The sequence below is a fragment of the Mycobacterium sp. NGS51 genome (genome assembly GCF_059812525.1).
Window position 1 is genome coordinate 130,413 of sequence record NZ_JCALCV010000002.1, and the last position, 15,982, is coordinate 146,394.

Genomic DNA, 15,982 nt, shown 5'->3' on the forward strand with positions numbered 1-15,982 from the left:
CACGCGGAGGTGTGCTGGACTGCCTGAACCGCCGGGCTCAGATCGTCGCGGCGCAGTTGGTGCTGCGGCGGGCCGGGGAGCACCACCTCGCGGCCGATCTGCAGCTCGGCGTCGACATGGACCAACTCCCCGGGACGGATCAACTGCCACCGTGGGTCGCCGTCTATCGGCTCACTGGCGTTCCGATCCTCGGCGCCAAGCAAAGCCCAGCGCCGCCGGGCACCCCGTTGATGGTGTCCCACATGATTTCCCAATTCCGATCCTCGGTGCCGAGCAAAGCCCGGCGCCGCCAGACGATCATCACAGCCACGATGGCCGTCAACAAGTGGTTCCGATCCTCGGCGCCGAGCAAAAGCCCGACGCCGCCATAGGCGTACCGGTGAAGTCCGCCTGCGTCATCTGGTTCCGACCCTCGGCGCACCGCGGAAAGCTCGGCGCCGCGCGGATGATAATGCCGAGGTGGGTCTTGATGCCGCAGCAGTTCCGATCCTCGGCGCCAAGCGAAGCCCGACGCCGCTCTTCTAGCTCATTGTATTTACGTGGAGAGTGAACACCGTCACTGCATCCGGGGTCAGTAGGCACAATGCTCGATCTCAGATGGCGATACCAGTCGCCGTCAATCACCGATTAGGGTGTGGGTGACGTCAAGTACGTCGAGACCTGCGATGTCCACATCGACTAGGTAATGGCTGAACTGCCGCGCTGGGCCTTCGACCTTGCGGGTTATCGTTACGCGGCTGAACAGCTGGTCGGGGTGACATCGTCCGTAGCGGTCACCGTGACTGAAGATGTGGATCCCCCGACATCCGGTCATGCCTCGAGATGATGACCGATCGAGTGACCACATCCGTTGCAGTGCATCCCAAAAAACTTCGAGATCACCGGCATCGAACCCGGTCTTTTCGGCCAACGACGGGGTGACAAATCCGTGTGCGGCAAACAGCGCATACGGCACAACGTGCTTCGAGCCGATCTCGCGATCCTTGCCACCTTCTCCTTGTGCCAACTTCTGAAGTTCCGACTCGTTCGTGACGGCAACGCGCGTAATCGTCAACTCCGAGGGGACGACAGGTTCAACACTTGTGGTGATACCGCTGATTTGGATTGGACCGCGAAGTTGGCCTGCCGGATGATCACCGGTCGACATCACCGCACCGAATGCGCGGACGTCGTAGTAGCGTCGGGCAACTTCGATGCCAGCTTTCACTTGTTCCGCACGCGGACGTTTCTTGTTTGGTTTCATGCCAAGAGCTTCCGATGCGGTACGGTGTCGTTCGTTCAGCGCGATGCCCTCACCGACGTAAATGTCGAATCCTTCGCGCCCAGCGTAGGCATCAGCGATGAACGAACGGACTTTACGCTTGAGCGCTACGTCGGTGACCCACGCGTCGCCAGTTTCCGGATCGGTGCGAGGGGCATTTCCGTTGTCGGGGTCGCCATTTGGGTTACCGCCCGTGACATCGAACAGCAATAGGAAATCGTGGCGCCTTCCGATATCTAGATGCGGGGCTTTCGCCATATCACTCCTCCTCGTTGGTTGCTTCGTTAGAACCTGGGCCTCGTCCTTGGAAGCGCGCTTGCCGTTCGTCCCAATAACCAAGGGCAAAGTCTGCTTGTTGCTCCATGTTGAGCGTGGCCGGGATTCCGCCTGCCTCGACCATCAACGCACAGAGCTGACCGAGGCGCCGCGAAATTGCGATCTGGGCGCCTTTTCCACGGTCTGATCTGCCCACCTTCGCGAGATGTGCATTCGCGGTTCGGAATAGACCAGGGAACACCTTGTTAGGCATCGTCGACGCGCCGGCGTAATAGCGATCGACGATTGTGCGGTTGGTGTCGCCGAGCGCACGGTACTGCGCAGCTTCCAGTTGAGCGAGTATGCGGCCGCAAAGGTCGCCAACCGACCCATCCTTTTTCATCCGGCTCTCCTTGAGGTTGACGTAGAGGTTGAGGCATGCGATACGGCCTCCTACGGAGGACCAGTCGATGTTGCGGCCGTTGTGCGGAACCGGAACGGCTCGGCAGCGGTCAATAAGCGCCGCCAACATCGAGCGCGGCAACGGCGTCCCGGCGACTGCTGCGCGAGCGAGTTCTTCGACTATCCTGTCCCTGCGCACCTTCCGGGCGTTCCCTTCACCGGGAGGAACTGCAGCGTCAGCAAGTTGCCAGATTGCTGGCCACCAGGTGGAGCCGTCTCGTCGTTGCCGAGCAACAAGTTGAAGCCAACGATGTGTATGTCGCTCAACCTCCGCCAGCGTGCTGACGTGATCGAATCGGATAACAACACGTCCCTCGGTCAAGGACAGACCAAGCAGCCGGAAGTCATCCGACGGCGAGAGTCCGGGCCGGCCGGTCCATGGCGCGGCCAGCAGAGCTGCCACGTCATCGAGGTGCGGATCTGCGATTATGTTGACGGGATCGCATGACACATCCGTAGCGAGCCACCACACAAATGTCACGCCGCCGATCCGGCGGTGGTGATGCTTATCTGCCAATAACCAGTTGAGGGCTTGGTGAGTGTGAATTGCGACTGATACAGAGACCTGCGCGCCCCCGGATTGCTTGGCGTTGTAACGTTCGGCGGCGGCAAAGTTCGCGGAGATCAGAGCTTGGGGTGTACCCCGTTTGACGGATAAACCCGGCATGATCCTCGCCAGCGGTGACTGCTTACCTGAGACTTGACACAAACCCTCAGCCTTCGCAGTAAGGTTGTCGCTGGTAACCGTTGCCCACCAGTCACGGACCGCCGACAACTCGGTTGGGTCAACCCCGTCGACCATGAACCCGATTCGAGAGCTTGCGTCGCGCAATTGACTCTTTTCGTCGAACTCGAACACGGTGCCGTGTCTGCGAAACGTGCCAACAGCCCGATCGCGATCAGAGACGAAGGCAGCGATCGCTCGGAGAGCTAATGCCGCTGAGCTATCGCTCTCCTCAAGCAGTTTCGCCGCCTCGTTGAGCCGATCGAGGAATGCAGCGCGGCGTGCATACGCTTTCGCCCTTGATTCGTCGCTGTCCCGCTGTGGGAGGCCGAGTACATACTGGCCATTGTCACAACCGATGAAAGGTGGTGGGTGCTTCCCGCTGCGTCGAATATCCGGTACGAGGCGTTCCGTCCCTTCGGGACCCGTGTCGATAATCGATAAACAATGGCCGTTTGCATCGAGTTCGACCACAAAACGGACCGGTTTACGTTGATAGCCAATCTGCGGTAACCGCTCCTCGACGACAAGTCGGTCGTAGAGATCGTTCAAACCGCGCAACAACATCATCGACTTCGCAACCGGAGAGGAATCGGGATGTCGTCCAGAACGCCGTCGGTGACGGTCGCGTTGAAGAACTCCGGTTTGGTGAAGCGTCCGTCATGGCCGTGATAGCCCAGATCGAGGCTCATCGGGCCGATCGGAATCGTCAGTCCGGAAAGAGGCTGTGTTACAGCTAGATCCACCGCAGAGAATGATGCAGCGTATTCGCGCAGGCCGAGATAAGGCGGTGAGAAAAACCCGCCGCGTTCAACCCGTCGACGGAACTGATCGCGGTACTTGGCAACAGGGTCAGAAGCATGCCGTCGAAGGGATGGTCGTGCGAAGACGACGTAGTCGACGTCCCGTAAGAAAAGGTTGTGCCGCTGCGTCCGGTCCTCCAGCACATTGATTCTGCTGTCCGGTGCGGCGCGCTTCTTGACTTCGTTGCGAGTCATCGAAACCCACCGTGGTTCGGCGAGGACCCAGATTCGAGTGACAAGCCAGTCGAATTCGGGCTTCCAGAAGATTGATGAGAGAACGCCGACGGCCGCTGGCGGTGTGATCACGGGGTAGGAAACTCGCTCGGTCGCGTACTCCGGGCGTGTGAAGCAAGCGAAGGGCCCCCACACGCGTACGGCGAGTTCGTCAGGGTGGCGGTTCACCAGATCAGCGCCTCCGTTTCCTTATCGAGGGAAAGGCCAAATAAATCGTCATATGGGCCATGCCACACCATGACTCCGCCCGCGCGTTCCTCGATGAGTTCTTTGCAGCGGTCCAACTCTCGGGCACGAAGCGACACAGTGTATGGCTGCACCTCGCGAAGCCGTGCACGCAGACGTCCGGGGTCTTCAGGGATTTCGGTCTGCCCTGGGTTGAAGTTGCCGTAAGCAACCAGCAACGGATGCGTTTCCTCGGAGATCACCCGATACCGCTCAGCAACAGTCGAGAAATTGAACAATTCACGTTCGCGTTGTATCTGAAGTTTGTCCAGTTTGTCGCTGGTGGCGCGGATTAGCCGGTCGTAGTACTGCTCCAACGTCTCGGGTGCAAGCGGGTCGGCCCCGCCACGTAAGAGATCACGACTGATCTGTGTGCCGATCTTGTATTCGTCCAGTGGCACGCGGCCGTCCTCGGGATCAGCGACGATGAGTCTTCCGCGCTCCGTGAGTCCATGCCGGTTCACGCGTCCGGCAACCTGAACAATGGCCGGGAGCGGGCCGTATGCCCGGATGGCAACCGGAAAGTCGACGTCGATGCCCGCTTCGACCAGCTGTGTCGACACGAGCGTGCACGGTTGACCGTCGTGGAGTCGTGATATCGCCGTGCGCAAGACATCGTCTCGGTGCGCCGGACATAGACGGCTCGAAAGATGCAGGAGCCCTTGGCGACTGGCCAAGCGTCGGCAAACCTCGTGAGCGTCGGCGATAGTGTTGAGCACGACCAGGCACTGGCCACGATGTCGGTTGCTCTCGGCCGTGACCAGCGACCCAAAGTCATCCCAAGACAATGGATCGCGGATTATTTCCGTGTCGGTGCGGTCAAAGATGCTAAACCAGCGAGTACCCGCCAGTTGACGCCGCTCGGCTCCAGCGACACTGCCGATCTTGTTGAACGGTGGCTGCGTCGCTGTCGATAGGACAACGGAGCATCCGTAGGATCTGACCAGTTCTCGCAGCACATCGAGTGTGGGGTCAAGCAGGCGCCACGGAAGCGACTGAACCTCATCGAGAATGATGACAGACTGCGCTAGACGATGCAGCTTCCGAGTTCGAGTGGGGCGATTGCTGAAAAGCGACTCCAATAGCTGGACGGTAGTTGTCACAATGACGTGTGCATCCCAGTTCTCTGACGCAAGTCGAGACCATAGTCCTGCGCCGACTTGCGATTCGCTGGGCGAGGACATGCCTGAGTGATGCTCAAGAACAACGTTGGGACCTGACTCATTGTCGAGCAATCTGCGGTAGACGTTCGCGACCTGCTCGGTCACAGAGATGAAGGGGACTGCGGTCACTACACGGCGATGACCATTACTCGTCGCATGGCGCAAGGCGAACGAAAGCGCCGCTATGGTCTTTCCCGAACCCGTCGGCGCGGTGAGTTCAAACCATCCTGGCGGGTCGGCAGCCCTCGACATCACCTCTTCGAACATTTCGATCCGAGCCGACGCCACAGGGTCGTTCTGTCGCTCGACCAGTTCGATTCTCCGCCGCGCGTCACACCGGGCGGCGAGGTCATCGAGGCCGCCTACTTCCAGCATTCGGCGGCGGTCACCCCGAAAGTGTTCTTCGGTATCTAGCCTGTCCGCATCGACGAGCGCCGAGAACACCATGCGAAGCCAGAACTCCATTCGCCGCCAGCCAGCCGCGTCACTCCGACTAGAGGGAACGCACTGCGGTGGAACGATCTTCAGCGCATCGGGACGCTTCAGACCGAGCTGTTCAACATGTTCAATCGCGGCGCGTTGTCCTGCTGTTGGTCCGCCCAGCATCTTGGACCGCATATCCGACGCGTTCGGTATCCCGCCGTGATGGCCCGCGATAACAAACGCACATGTCCCGATTCCCCACTCTTGGGATACAAACGCGCCTGCGTACTTGTGGTCGACCGTCGCCACCTTGCCGCCACTTGCAGCTGTGGCAAGGTAATGCTGCCACGCGGGGTCAGCCTTGCCGAGATCGTGCAGCTCCCCGACGACTCGACAAGCGTCAGCCGAACCGAACGCCTCACCGAATGCACCGGCCCGCCGTCCAGTTCCCGTCAAATGGTCGGCCAATGAATGCCAGTCTCCGCTGTCGTTGGGTGAATGTGCAGCGAGTAACGCCGGGCGTGTACTTACGCCAAGGTCACTTGGGTCTGGACGCTCCGGCGGCTCGCCATTCAGTGCGGTTGGCTGAGACACAATCGCAGCGTAAGACGAGGGACCGACACGTCGTGGCGACTCCACTGATGCGGAACAACAACGGCCAGCTCAGTGCACAGATGCCAGGTTCGTCCGCTCGCACGTCAGCCCAAAGAGTCGGCACATGGGAAGTTAGCGACTGCCCGCCAAGTGCGCCGAGAGCTCCTCGAGCGCCTGTCGCGCATAGCCCTTCCACAGCAGCCCGAACACCGGCAGCAGCGGAGCGGTCAGCACCGACCGCGGGTGGATGGTCCAACGCCAGGTGACGGTCGACCCGGTACCCGCGGACGCGAAGAGCCATTCGCCGTCCACCTTGCTGACCAGCGGCGCCATCGGGCCGGTGATGTCGGTCAGCGTGTAACCGAACGACCGTGGCGGGTCGACACTGGTCAGTTGCTCGCGCATGCTGCCGCCGCCGGTCAGCAGCACGACGCGAGCCTGCCCGGCAGCGTCCCAGTCGCCGGTCTGATCGCGGACTTGCTTGATCGGCGGGATGGGGCCGTACCAGCGACGAAACAGTGTCGGCAGCGAAAGCGGCAACGTGCCGGCAAACGCGTCGTCAACGGCCACCGGCATTGCCCGTGATTGCTCGACGACCTTCGGCGTTGCCATCAGCGGCTCAGCCCGGGAGCGGCTCGGCCGGTGATCAGCGGCAGGTCGAAGAAACTCTGAATACCCGCGGGCGCAGCACATGTCGCGGGGACAGCGTTGACGCAGTGTGCAGCGGTCGCGACGACGCCGGGGTTGCTTTTCAGGCCGGCTTCTACGCTCTCCGGCTGCCAGCCCTTGATGGTGACGAACGTATCGGGGTTGCCGCGGACCTCCATCTCATAGCGCTCCCGCGCGGGCCCGAAAGACCATGGCGGGTCGAGGTTTTCCTCGCCCATCAGCCAGTTCACCGTGATCCGGACCACCACCGTGTCGCCGACCATCGCCTCCCAGTGGAAGCGGCGTCCGGCGACCTGACCGGGCTCGATCACCCCGATCGGCGCGTCGATCGGCGCGGTCGCGACGGCCACCTCCTGCGATGCGCGGATCTCGGGGTCGGCGGCGAAGCCCAACCGGTCGACGCACAACCGCGCCGACTGGATGAAGCCGCTGTTGAGCATTTTTTGCATCGGCCCGGTCAAAGCGTTGTCCGGTGTACCGCCGAAACCCATCACGTAGCGCAGCACGTCTGGAGCGCCGTAGGTTCGTAGGTCGGAAAACTCTTCGCAGCGAACGAAAGTGACACCGGTGGACATCACCGAGAGCAGCAGCGGGAACAACTCGCTGACGGCGCCGGGCGCGATGCCGACGCCGTGCAGTGTCGCATTGCCGGCCTGTGCGGCCACTTCCAGCGGGGCGGCCGCCCGTTCACTGGGATAGACCCAGCCAACCGGAGTGACGACGTTCTTGCCTGAGCGCAGCAGCGCGGCGACCTCCTCCACGTTGCCCATCAGCGGTGCGTAGATCACCGCGTCGGCGTCCAGCGCGAGGATGTCGTCGATACTGTCGGTCGCGGTCACCCCCAGCGGCGGCGCGCCGATGATCTCGCCGACATCCTTGCCGCTCTTGGCTTCCGAGTGGACCCAGCAGCCGGCGAGTTCGAGTTCGGGATGCTCGAGCACACCCTTGATGGCGGCCACCCCCACCGACCCCGTTGCCCATTGGACGACCCGCAGGCTCATCTCACTCCATTCTGGCGGATGCCACTAATCGGCTACCTCGGTGACCTCGTAGGCGTCCTCGGCGTGCCGGGACCGGATGGTCTTCTTGTCGTACTTGCCAACGCTGGTGCGCGGAATCTCGTCGACGAACGTCCATCGTTCGGGAAGCCACCATCGAACCACCTTGTCGGACAGAAACTTCCGCAACTCACCGGCGTCCACCGAGGCGCTTTCTTTGCGAACGATGACAGCAAGCGGCCGCTCCTGCCAACGCTCGTCGGGAACACCGACGACAGCGGCCTCGACCACGTCAGGATGCGCGATCAGCGCATTCTCCAGTTCCACCGAAGAGATCCATTCCCCACCGGATTTGATGACATCCTTGGTGCGGTCGGTCAGCGTGATGAACCCGCGTTCGTCGATGCGGCCCACATCGCCGGTGCGCAGCCACCCGGATTCGAACTTGGAATCGTCGGCGCCGCGGTAGTAGGAGCCGGTGATCCACGGTCCGCGGACTTCCAGTTCACCGACGGCATCGCCGTCGTTGGGCAACACGTTGTCGTCGTCGTCGACGATACGGGCCTCCACGCCGCACACCGGTTGGCCCTGGGTTCCCCGCAGCGGCCAATGCTGGTCATCGGGGGTACCCGGTGGCGGCCAGGCCATAGTGGCCAGCGGCGACGTTTCCGTCATGCCCCACAGTTGGCGGATCTGCACGCCGTGTCTGTCTTCGAAGGTGCGCATCAACGACACCGGCACCGCCGATCCCCCGCAGGCGACCAGCCGCAACGACGACACGTCGTGGTCCGAATCCTTCTCCAGGAAGTGCATGACGTCGTTCCAGATGGTCGGCACCGCGCCCGCTACGGTGGGCCGCAGCTTCTCGACCATGTCGACCAGCGATTTGGCGTCCATGTGACGGTCGGGCAGCACTAGGTCGGCGCCGGCCATCAGGGCCGCATACGGCAATCCCCACGCATTGGCGTGAAACATCGGCACGATCGGCAGCACCCGATCACTGGAACCGATTCCGATCCCGTTGGTGGTGCAGGCGGCCATCGTGTGCAAGAAGCTCGAACGATGGCTGTAGACAACACCTTTCGGGTTGCCGGTGGTGCCGCTGGTGTAGCACATCGCGGCCGCAGTGTTCTCGTCGATGTCCGGCCAATCGAACTCGGTCGTCTCGCCTGCGAGCAACTCGGCATAGCGCAACACCGTCTTGCCCGACTTCTCCAGCACCGCCATATCGCCTTCTCCGACGGCGATCACGGTGTGCACGGTTTCCAGGCGGTCCAGCACAGGTGCCAGGAGTTTGGCGAGCGACAAGTCCACCAAGACGACCTGATCTTCGGCTTCGTTGGCGACATAGATGATCTGTTCGGCGAACAGCCGGATGTTGAGCGTGTGCAACACGGCACCCATCGCCGGTATGGCCAGGTAGGCCGCCACATGCTCGGCGTTGTTCCACATGAAGGTGGCCACCCGCTGGTCTCCGGTGACACCGAGGCGGCGTAACGCGTTCGCCAACTGCGCCACCTGGGCGCCCAACTCTGCGTAGCTGCAATGCCGGTAACCACCGCCGGTCCCAGTCGTCACGCTGCGTGCGCCGTGAACGCCGGTGGCGTGCCGCAGGATGGCAGTGATCGTCAACGGGTAATTCTGCATGGTGCTGTACATCGAGGTACAGCTTATGGTTCTCGGCGCGATGTCGCGCTGTGTTCAGCTCGCCCGTCAGGTCATGGCCGGCTCGAGCTGCAGCAGCTCGGGCATTGCCCACGCGTGCGGAGCGGTGGGCTCGTCGTCCGCCGACATCAGCAGTGCGGCGGCGGTCGAGGCGATCGTGAACACAGTGATCGACCCGGCGTAGTCGGCGACGTAAAGGTGGGTACCGTCCGGGCTTTCCACTGCACACGACGGCGCACCGGCCACGGTGATGCTGCCGGCGATGTCGTGGGTGTGCGTGCTCAAGACAGTCACGCGCTCGTCGTCGACGAGGTAGGCGCGTTCACCGTCGCGGCTGAGCGCCAGCTGCACGAGCAGACCATTGATCTCGGCGATCTTGCTGGTAGCGGCGATCATGTTGGTGCGGGTATCGACGACGTCGAGAACCGCGCCGAAGTCAGGACCGCAACTGGCCACATAGACCCGTGACCCGTCCCAACTGGGCGCGACATCGCGGATCGGCGAGCCGATCTCCACGGTGTCGACGACGCGCTGCTCGCGGGTGTCGACGACGGTGAGCTTTCCGCTCGACGCTCCGTTGGTGGCGACGTACACCCGGCGTCCGTCCGGGCTGACCCGGACGCATTCGGTGCTGGTGCCCGCGGCAGCCTCGATGCCGATCGCATCGACGCTACCGGTCCTGGTGTCCAGCACTGCCAGGTCGGCTCCGCCGGCTGCCGTTCGTCCGGCATAAACCCGCTGCCCGTCGGGGCTTACCGCGAGGTCGCGGACGCTACACGCGACAGGGTGGACCCCCACGACACGGTTGGTGTCGATGTCCAGGGCGACAATCGCGTCATACGCCGCCGTTACCGTGCTGACGTAGGCCCGCCGGCCGGCGGTGGCTATGGCGAACGGTTCATCGAGTCCGGTCAGGGACCGCACGGCAGCACCTGAACCCGCGTCGATCGACGAGACGCTGTCGGCGCCGTAATTCGTCACCATCAGCCGGCCTTCCGGGCTGACGGCGATCCCGCTGATCGGGCCGCGGGGGACGCGGATGTCGCCGACCTTTGCGAAACTCAGTGCAGTGCCGACGTCCATCGACGACTTGCCGCTGACCGGATCCCGGTCGTTGGCATAGCTGAGATCGCGCACGGTGGCACCTGCCTTTGCTCGTTCGCCCGACGTGTCTCGGACGGTGACACCAAGTGGCCTGACCGAGCGTTAAGGTTTTGCGGCCCCGATGTCATCTGTATTCGCGCCTTCCAGCGCTGCTTCGGAGCGAGTCTAGTGGCCGAATTCGGCCGTAAAAGTGTGCGTTTCGACGCACTGTCTCTTGCGTCACGCCCTTAACTCAGCCTGCGCTTAGACAAAAATTCGCGACGTATTACGAAGGCTCGATAGAGCGAACGCGACGGCGTCTTTGGCCAGGCTGTTTTGCTCGAGAAGCTAACGGCAGTCCCGGTTATGGCGCTGATTGTGCGCGACTAAGATTCTCTTAATCTTTATGCCGCAAGAGCGGTCAAAATCACATACTCCCTACGTCGACGCGCCCGGGATCGCCGGCGGCGGGCACGAACCACCGCGTTAATGCGCCGCTTAACCGATCGATGTCGTCATTTCCGCAACTGTCGCTCGCCCAGGCCACGTAACCATCGGGCCGGATCAGCATCGCAGCAGGTAACTCCGGCCCCTGCGCGACGACGACGTTGACTCGCTCGGGGCAGCACACCGCCGATTCCGCGACTGCGCCGCCGGCGAGGTCGAGCAGCACCGGACGTCCCGGGCGCATGAGTTCAGCGATCCGTTGCCCGTTCGCCAATCTCAGGTCGGGAATCAATCGTCCCGACAGCACGTGGCTGTCGCCGACGTCGTAACGCACATCCGACCCGGCCAGCAGGTGTGCGATATGCGCTGCAGTATCCGGCTTGGCCAACAATTCAGCGAAGAGCGTCCGCAGCGCACAAACCTCGGGGCCCGGCGCCATCAGGGCACTCTGGGACATCGACTGCATCATGACCCGCTGCCCCACCGGGTAGCGCTCGGAATGGTAGGTGTCGAGCAATCCTGCTGGCGCCCAGCCATTCACCGCGGCCGCCAGTTTCCATCCCAAATTGACCGCGTCCTGCAGACCAAGGTTGAGGCCGGGACCGCCCATCGCGGAGTGCACGTGCGCAGCGTCACCGACAAGAAAGACGTTACCGTCCCGATAACGCTCTGCCTGCCTGGTGTTTTGACCATCGATCCGGCGCAAGGCATGCGGACCCGGCCCCAGCGGCGGTGCGATCGGCACGTCGACTCCGAGCACCCGGCACAGGCTCTCACGCATCTCCTGCACCGTCATCGGCGTCTCGACGGCTAACGGATCGGCATCGAACTCCACGGTGCCGATCAGTGGGCGGCCGGGCTCGAATTCGGCGAAGATGAACGTCCCGCCGTCCATTCGGTTGTGCGGAAAGGTAATCCGGCCGACACCCGGTATGTCCAGACTGCCGTCGGCGGCGCGGAACTCGTCCGGTATCGACACGTGGGCCAGTCGGCCCACCACCGGCGCGGTGCTGCCGGGAAACTCGATACCCGCGTTCTTGCGCACCAGGCTGCGTCCGCCATCGGCGCCCACTAGGAACCTCGTCACAAGCCCGTAAGAGCCATGCGGCGCAGCGATATTGAGATCAATCCTGTCTTCCTGCTGGGCTAAGTCGACCAGCTCGTGGCCCCACCGGATATCAACGCCGAGGTCCCGAGCGCGCTGTTCGAGCAGCCGCACCAGCCGCGGTTGCTGAATCCCCAGCGCATACATCGGGTTGTCGGCTACCTCGCCGAAAGACACCGGTATCCCGCTGAAGATGTAGCCGGGAATCGGCTCCGGAGCATCAGGCGTACCGGGGACCATCGTGTAAAGGCCGCGCATGTCGAGTATTCGAATCACCTGGCCGACAAGCCCGTTGGCTTTTGGCTCAGCACTAGGCTCCGGAAGGGCGTCAAGGACGACCGGTCGCGCGCCGGCGAGTGCCAACTCGCATGCCACCATGAGGCCGGTCGGTCCGGCACCGGAAATGACTACGTCGGCCGGGTTTTCATGCACGGCAGAGCCTTTCAGTTCATCTCGCCACGGTCACCGGGCAGTCGACGGTGGCAGCCCGGCAACAACGCTGGAAAACCCGTTGTTCAGCAGAGTGACGACATTCACCGGTGGATCCGCATGGACATAGGTATCGAGTGCGGCTTCGACGACGGCTCGGACCACACCGGCAACCAAGCGCGGGTACATGTCTCGCAGCGGGTCGGTGCCGGTACGCTCGGCGATCACCTCGACCCAGTCCGCGAAGACCTCGTTGGAGATCGCCATCCGAGCCTCGGGCGCCAACAACAGCTTGCGCAACTCTGTCTGAAGTGCGGTGCTCGGCAGGAAATCGTCGGCACCGTCGGCTTCCAGGGGTTCCCTCACCGCCGCGCTGATCGCTGCCCAGATCGGCTCGCCGGCGGGCCGGGCCCGTAACGCGACCAAACTGCGCCGCACCCGCTCGACCTGTCGATACGCCAGCACGTCGTACTTGCCGGCGAAGTAATTGCCGAAGGTGCGTACCGACACGCCAGCCCTGGCCGCGATGTCCTCGCGGGTGACATTGTCCAAGCCCCGCTCGAAAACCAAACTCAGCGCAGCGTCGCTCAGCGCTTTGCGGGTATCGAGCTTTTTGCGGTCCCGCAGCCCTAACGACTGGCCCACAGGACCAACATAGCGACATTCTTGCCCACTAGGCAATATTGCCTAGTGGGCAGCAGACCGGTCAGGAAATCAGCACCGCGCTTCAGTGGCGCTGGTCAGAGGTGTTCAGGGCAGTAGGCGCTCGCGGCGTCCACCGCAAAGATCGCAGCATGCTGGGGGGTGAAGCCGGGGTTGGTGGTACGCACCGCGTTGACGGTGTCCATCGGCGTCAAGCCGCCGTCCATCAGCTCGCAGACCGCCCTGCCGGCCGCAATGGCCTGGCCGTTGCCGCGGTGGGAGATTCCGTGTTGGTTGAGCGCCGCGAGGAAGCTCGCATCGCCACCGCCGCCGGACTCATCGGCGTATGCAGGCGCGGCGAGCCCGACGAGGGCGGCGGCGCTGGCCAGCAGCAGGACTGTGCGTTTCATAGCCCGAAGTCTGCCGAGCAGCCGTTACAGGAGTGTTACCGATCCTTTAGGGCCCCTTGCCGAACTGTTAAATCGGCGTTACGCCCCCTTGTGGCCTCGTCGACAGTGCCCCCAGTCGGACTCGAACCGACACTGGACGGATTTTAAGTCCGCTGCCTCTGCCAATTGGGCTATGGGGGCCCGGCGGCGAATGTAGCGCGAAGCCGCACCCGCCGGCCCGGCGGTCCCTGCCGACAGCGCCAGGTGACAACGATGTGTCCTGCGACGCCACGGTGTTAAGAGTTGCGGCTCAGCGGTTACGAAGCAGTTAACCAGCTATCACTCAGGCTTGTTTTTGGGCAACTGTAGAGCCGTGAAATCGGTAGTGCGACAGCACCGTAATGGCCGCCCCTGCTTTATGGGTCGGCTCGCTTTCCTTAAGGAGGAGTCATGTCGTTCGTGACCACTCAGCCCGAGGCGTTGCTGGCTGCGGCCGGCAGCCTGCAGGGAATCGGCTCGACGATGGCCGCTCAAAACGCAGCCGTGGCAGCTCCGACCACTGGTGTGATTCCCGCTGCCGCCGATGAGGTTTCGGCGTTGACGGCCACCCAGTTCGCCGCGCACGCCACGCTGTATCAGGCGGTCAGCGCCCAAGCCGAAGCCATCCACGAAATGTTCGTCAACACGCTGGGCACCAGTGCCGGGTCGTATGCGGCGACCGAAGCCGCCAACGCGATCGCGGCCGGGTAGGAGGCCACTCCCGTGTTCGATTTCGGAGCGCTCCCGCCGGAGGTCAACTCCGCGCGGATCTACGCCGGCCCCGGCCCGGGGCCGATGATGGCCGCCGCCTCGGCCTGGAACGCGTTAGCCGCAGAGTTAAGCACCACAGCAGCCTCCTATGAGTCGGTGATCTCGGGACTGGCCAGCCAAGAGTGGATCGGCCCGGCCTCGGCATCGATGGCGACTGCGGCCACGCCCTACGTGGCATGGATGAGTCACAGTGCCGCCCAAGCCCAAAAGGCCGCCAGCCAGGCCCAGGCGGCCGCGGCCGCCTACGAGGCGGCGTTTGCGATGACGGTGCCCCCGCCGGTGATCGCGGCCAACCGGACGCAGTTGGCCACGCTGGTGGCCACCAACTTCCTGGGGCAAAACACCCCCGCCATCGCGGCCACCGAAGCCCACTACGGCGAAATGTGGGCCCAAGACGCCGCAGCGATGTACGGCTACGCGGCCACTTCGGCCGCCGCCGCACAATTGACGCCGTTCGATGCACCGACCAACAACACCAACCCGGCCGGCATCGGCAGCCAGGCCGCCGCAGTGACCCAAGCGACCGCCAGCGCGGCAGGCACGCACAGCCAAATCAGTCAACTGATGACGACGCTGCCCAACGCGTTACAGGCGATGTCCTCGCCGCTGCAGCCGGCTGCCGCGACGTCGGGGGTGTCCGGCGCGGTCTCAGGTGCGCTTTCGTCGTCGGACGCGATGGATGTGATCTTGAACGGGATCTCGTCCGGAGGCGCGACCGCGGTGATGTATATCCCTTCGACGCTGATTCCCAGCATGATTGGTTACTTCGCCGGGCCAGGCTTCAACGCCGCGGGAGGTGGCGCAGTGGGCAGCGGCCTGGGGTCACTCCTGGCTCCTGGTGGCGCGCTGGGCAACCTGGGCGCACTCGGTGGCAGCGTCGGCACCGGGATTAGTGGCGCGGGCGCGGCCAGCTCGGCGGTATCCGCGGGTGTGGGGCAAGCTACGACTGTCGGATCGCTGTCGGTTCCTCCGACGTGGGCCGCGGCCACGCCGACCGGTGCCGCCGCTCCGACCGTGCAGGGCACCGGCTGGGCTGCCGCCCCCGAGACCAATTCGGTGGCGGCCGTGCCCCCCGGGATGTCCGGGGCCGGTATGGGCAACCGCGGTTATGGCTTTGGTGCGCCGCGGTACGGGTTCAAGCCGACGGTGATGGGCCGGCCGGTGGTGGCCGGATAGGGGGAAAAGGAAAACAACATGTCACACGTTTGAAGCCACCCGTTCAACCCCAGGTCGTACCCTGGGAATAGCACGGGCCAGCACCGGCACCCAAGACTGACTTCACCCTAAGGAGACCCCAATGACCACCCGGTTTATGACCGACCCGCACGCCATGCGCGACATGGCCGGCCGCTTTGACGTGCACGCCCAAACCGTCGAAGACGAAGCCCGCAAAATGTGGGCCTCATCCCAAAACATCGCCGGAGCCGGCTGGAGCGGAACCGCCCAACTGACCTCCCACGACACCATGGGCCAGATGAACACCGCGTTTCGCAACATCGTCAACATGCTCCACGGCGTGCGCGACGGACTGATCCGCGACGCCAACAACTACGAGCAACAAGAACAAGCATCCCAGCAGATCCTGAGCAGCTAGGAGAACC

15 protein-coding genes and 1 tRNA gene are annotated in these 15,982 nt (G+C 63.3%); 4 read left to right on the forward strand and 12 right to left on the reverse strand.

Annotated features, from left to right (window positions below; genetic code table 11):
* Positions 1-11: 11 nt before the first annotated feature.
* On the forward strand, positions 12-371 hold the full coding sequence (locus tag AC5Y5W_RS03300) for a hypothetical protein (RefSeq protein WP_500022059.1): 360 nt from the start codon (positions 12-14) through the stop codon (positions 369-371).
* Between the two features lie 245 nt (positions 372-616).
* Here the strand turns inward: AC5Y5W_RS03300 and cas7c are convergent, their stop codons facing one another.
* From cas7c to AC5Y5W_RS03360, 12 genes are all read right to left on the reverse strand, one after another.
* A complete protein-coding gene (cas7c, locus tag AC5Y5W_RS03305; RefSeq protein WP_500022060.1) occupies positions 617-1,519 on the reverse strand; it encodes a type I-C CRISPR-associated protein Cas7/Csd2 in 903 nt (300 codons plus the stop codon).
* Position 1,520: 1 nt separating this feature from the next.
* Positions 1,521-3,272, reverse strand: a complete 1,752-nt coding sequence (cas8c, locus tag AC5Y5W_RS03310; protein ID WP_500022061.1) for a type I-C CRISPR-associated protein Cas8c/Csd1 — start codon at positions 3,270-3,272, stop codon at positions 1,521-1,523.
* The gene (cas5c, locus tag AC5Y5W_RS03315) at positions 3,269-3,907 is read right to left on the reverse strand and encodes a type I-C CRISPR-associated protein Cas5c (RefSeq protein WP_500022062.1); all 639 of its coding nucleotides are present in this window, start codon (positions 3,905-3,907) and stop codon (positions 3,269-3,271) included. Before cas5c ends, cas8c begins: the two co-directional genes overlap by 4 nt.
* Positions 3,904-6,144 carry a CRISPR-associated helicase Cas3' gene (gene cas3 / locus AC5Y5W_RS03320; protein ID WP_500022063.1) on the reverse strand — a complete coding sequence of 747 codons (2,241 nt, stop codon included), beginning with the start codon at positions 6,142-6,144 and terminating at the stop codon, positions 3,904-3,906. Before cas3 ends, cas5c begins: the two co-directional genes overlap by 4 nt.
* 132 nt (positions 6,145-6,276) lie before the next feature.
* Positions 6,277-6,756: an SRPBCC family protein gene (locus AC5Y5W_RS03325; protein WP_500022064.1), complete on the reverse strand. Its 480-nt coding sequence runs from the start codon at positions 6,754-6,756 to the stop codon at positions 6,277-6,279.
* Complete coding sequence (locus AC5Y5W_RS03330) at positions 6,756-7,814, reverse strand: NAD(P)H-dependent amine dehydrogenase family protein (protein WP_500022065.1); 1,059 nt, start codon at positions 7,812-7,814, stop codon at positions 6,756-6,758. The genes AC5Y5W_RS03325 and AC5Y5W_RS03330 overlap by 1 nt, the downstream gene beginning before the upstream one ends.
* A 24-nt stretch (positions 7,815-7,838) precedes the next feature.
* The gene (locus AC5Y5W_RS03335) at positions 7,839-9,470 is read right to left on the reverse strand and encodes a long-chain fatty acid--CoA ligase (RefSeq protein WP_500022066.1); all 1,632 of its coding nucleotides are present in this window, start codon (positions 9,468-9,470) and stop codon (positions 7,839-7,841) included.
* Between the two features lie 54 nt (positions 9,471-9,524).
* Positions 9,525-10,559: a YncE family protein gene (locus AC5Y5W_RS03340; protein ID WP_500010760.1), complete on the reverse strand. Its 1,035-nt coding sequence runs from the start codon at positions 10,557-10,559 to the stop codon at positions 9,525-9,527.
* Positions 10,560-10,986: 427 nt separating this feature from the next.
* Positions 10,987-12,543, reverse strand: a complete 1,557-nt coding sequence (locus tag AC5Y5W_RS03345; protein ID WP_500010644.1) for an FAD-dependent monooxygenase — start codon at positions 12,541-12,543, stop codon at positions 10,987-10,989.
* Positions 12,544-12,573: 30 nt separating this feature from the next.
* Positions 12,574-13,185, reverse strand: a complete 612-nt coding sequence (locus AC5Y5W_RS03350) for a TetR/AcrR family transcriptional regulator (protein ID WP_500010643.1) — start codon at positions 13,183-13,185, stop codon at positions 12,574-12,576.
* Between the two features lie 95 nt (positions 13,186-13,280).
* Positions 13,281-13,592, reverse strand: a complete 312-nt coding sequence (locus AC5Y5W_RS03355; protein ID WP_499886711.1) for a DUF732 domain-containing protein — start codon at positions 13,590-13,592, stop codon at positions 13,281-13,283.
* A 106-nt stretch (positions 13,593-13,698) separates the two neighbouring features.
* A tRNA-Leu gene (locus tag AC5Y5W_RS03360) sits at positions 13,699-13,772 on the reverse strand.
* A gap of 249 nt (positions 13,773-14,021) precedes the next feature.
* Here AC5Y5W_RS03360 and AC5Y5W_RS03365 point away from each other — a divergent pair.
* The 3 genes from AC5Y5W_RS03365 to AC5Y5W_RS03375 all read left to right on the forward strand — a co-directional run bounded on the left by AC5Y5W_RS03365 (position 14,022) and on the right by AC5Y5W_RS03375 (position 15,975).
* Positions 14,022-14,321 carry a PE family protein gene (locus AC5Y5W_RS03365; protein ID WP_500010642.1) on the forward strand — a complete coding sequence of 100 codons (300 nt, stop codon included), beginning with the start codon at positions 14,022-14,024 and terminating at the stop codon, positions 14,319-14,321.
* Positions 14,322-14,333: 12 nt separating this feature from the next.
* Positions 14,334-15,557 carry a PPE family protein gene (locus AC5Y5W_RS03370; RefSeq protein ID WP_500010641.1) on the forward strand — a complete coding sequence of 408 codons (1,224 nt, stop codon included), beginning with the start codon at positions 14,334-14,336 and terminating at the stop codon, positions 15,555-15,557.
* A 121-nt stretch (positions 15,558-15,678) separates the two neighbouring features.
* Positions 15,679-15,975 (forward strand): WXG100 family type VII secretion target, encoded by a 297-nt coding sequence (locus tag AC5Y5W_RS03375; RefSeq protein WP_499883910.1) that lies wholly within the window; start codon positions 15,679-15,681, stop codon positions 15,973-15,975.
* The last annotated feature ends 7 nt before the right edge of the window (positions 15,976-15,982 follow it).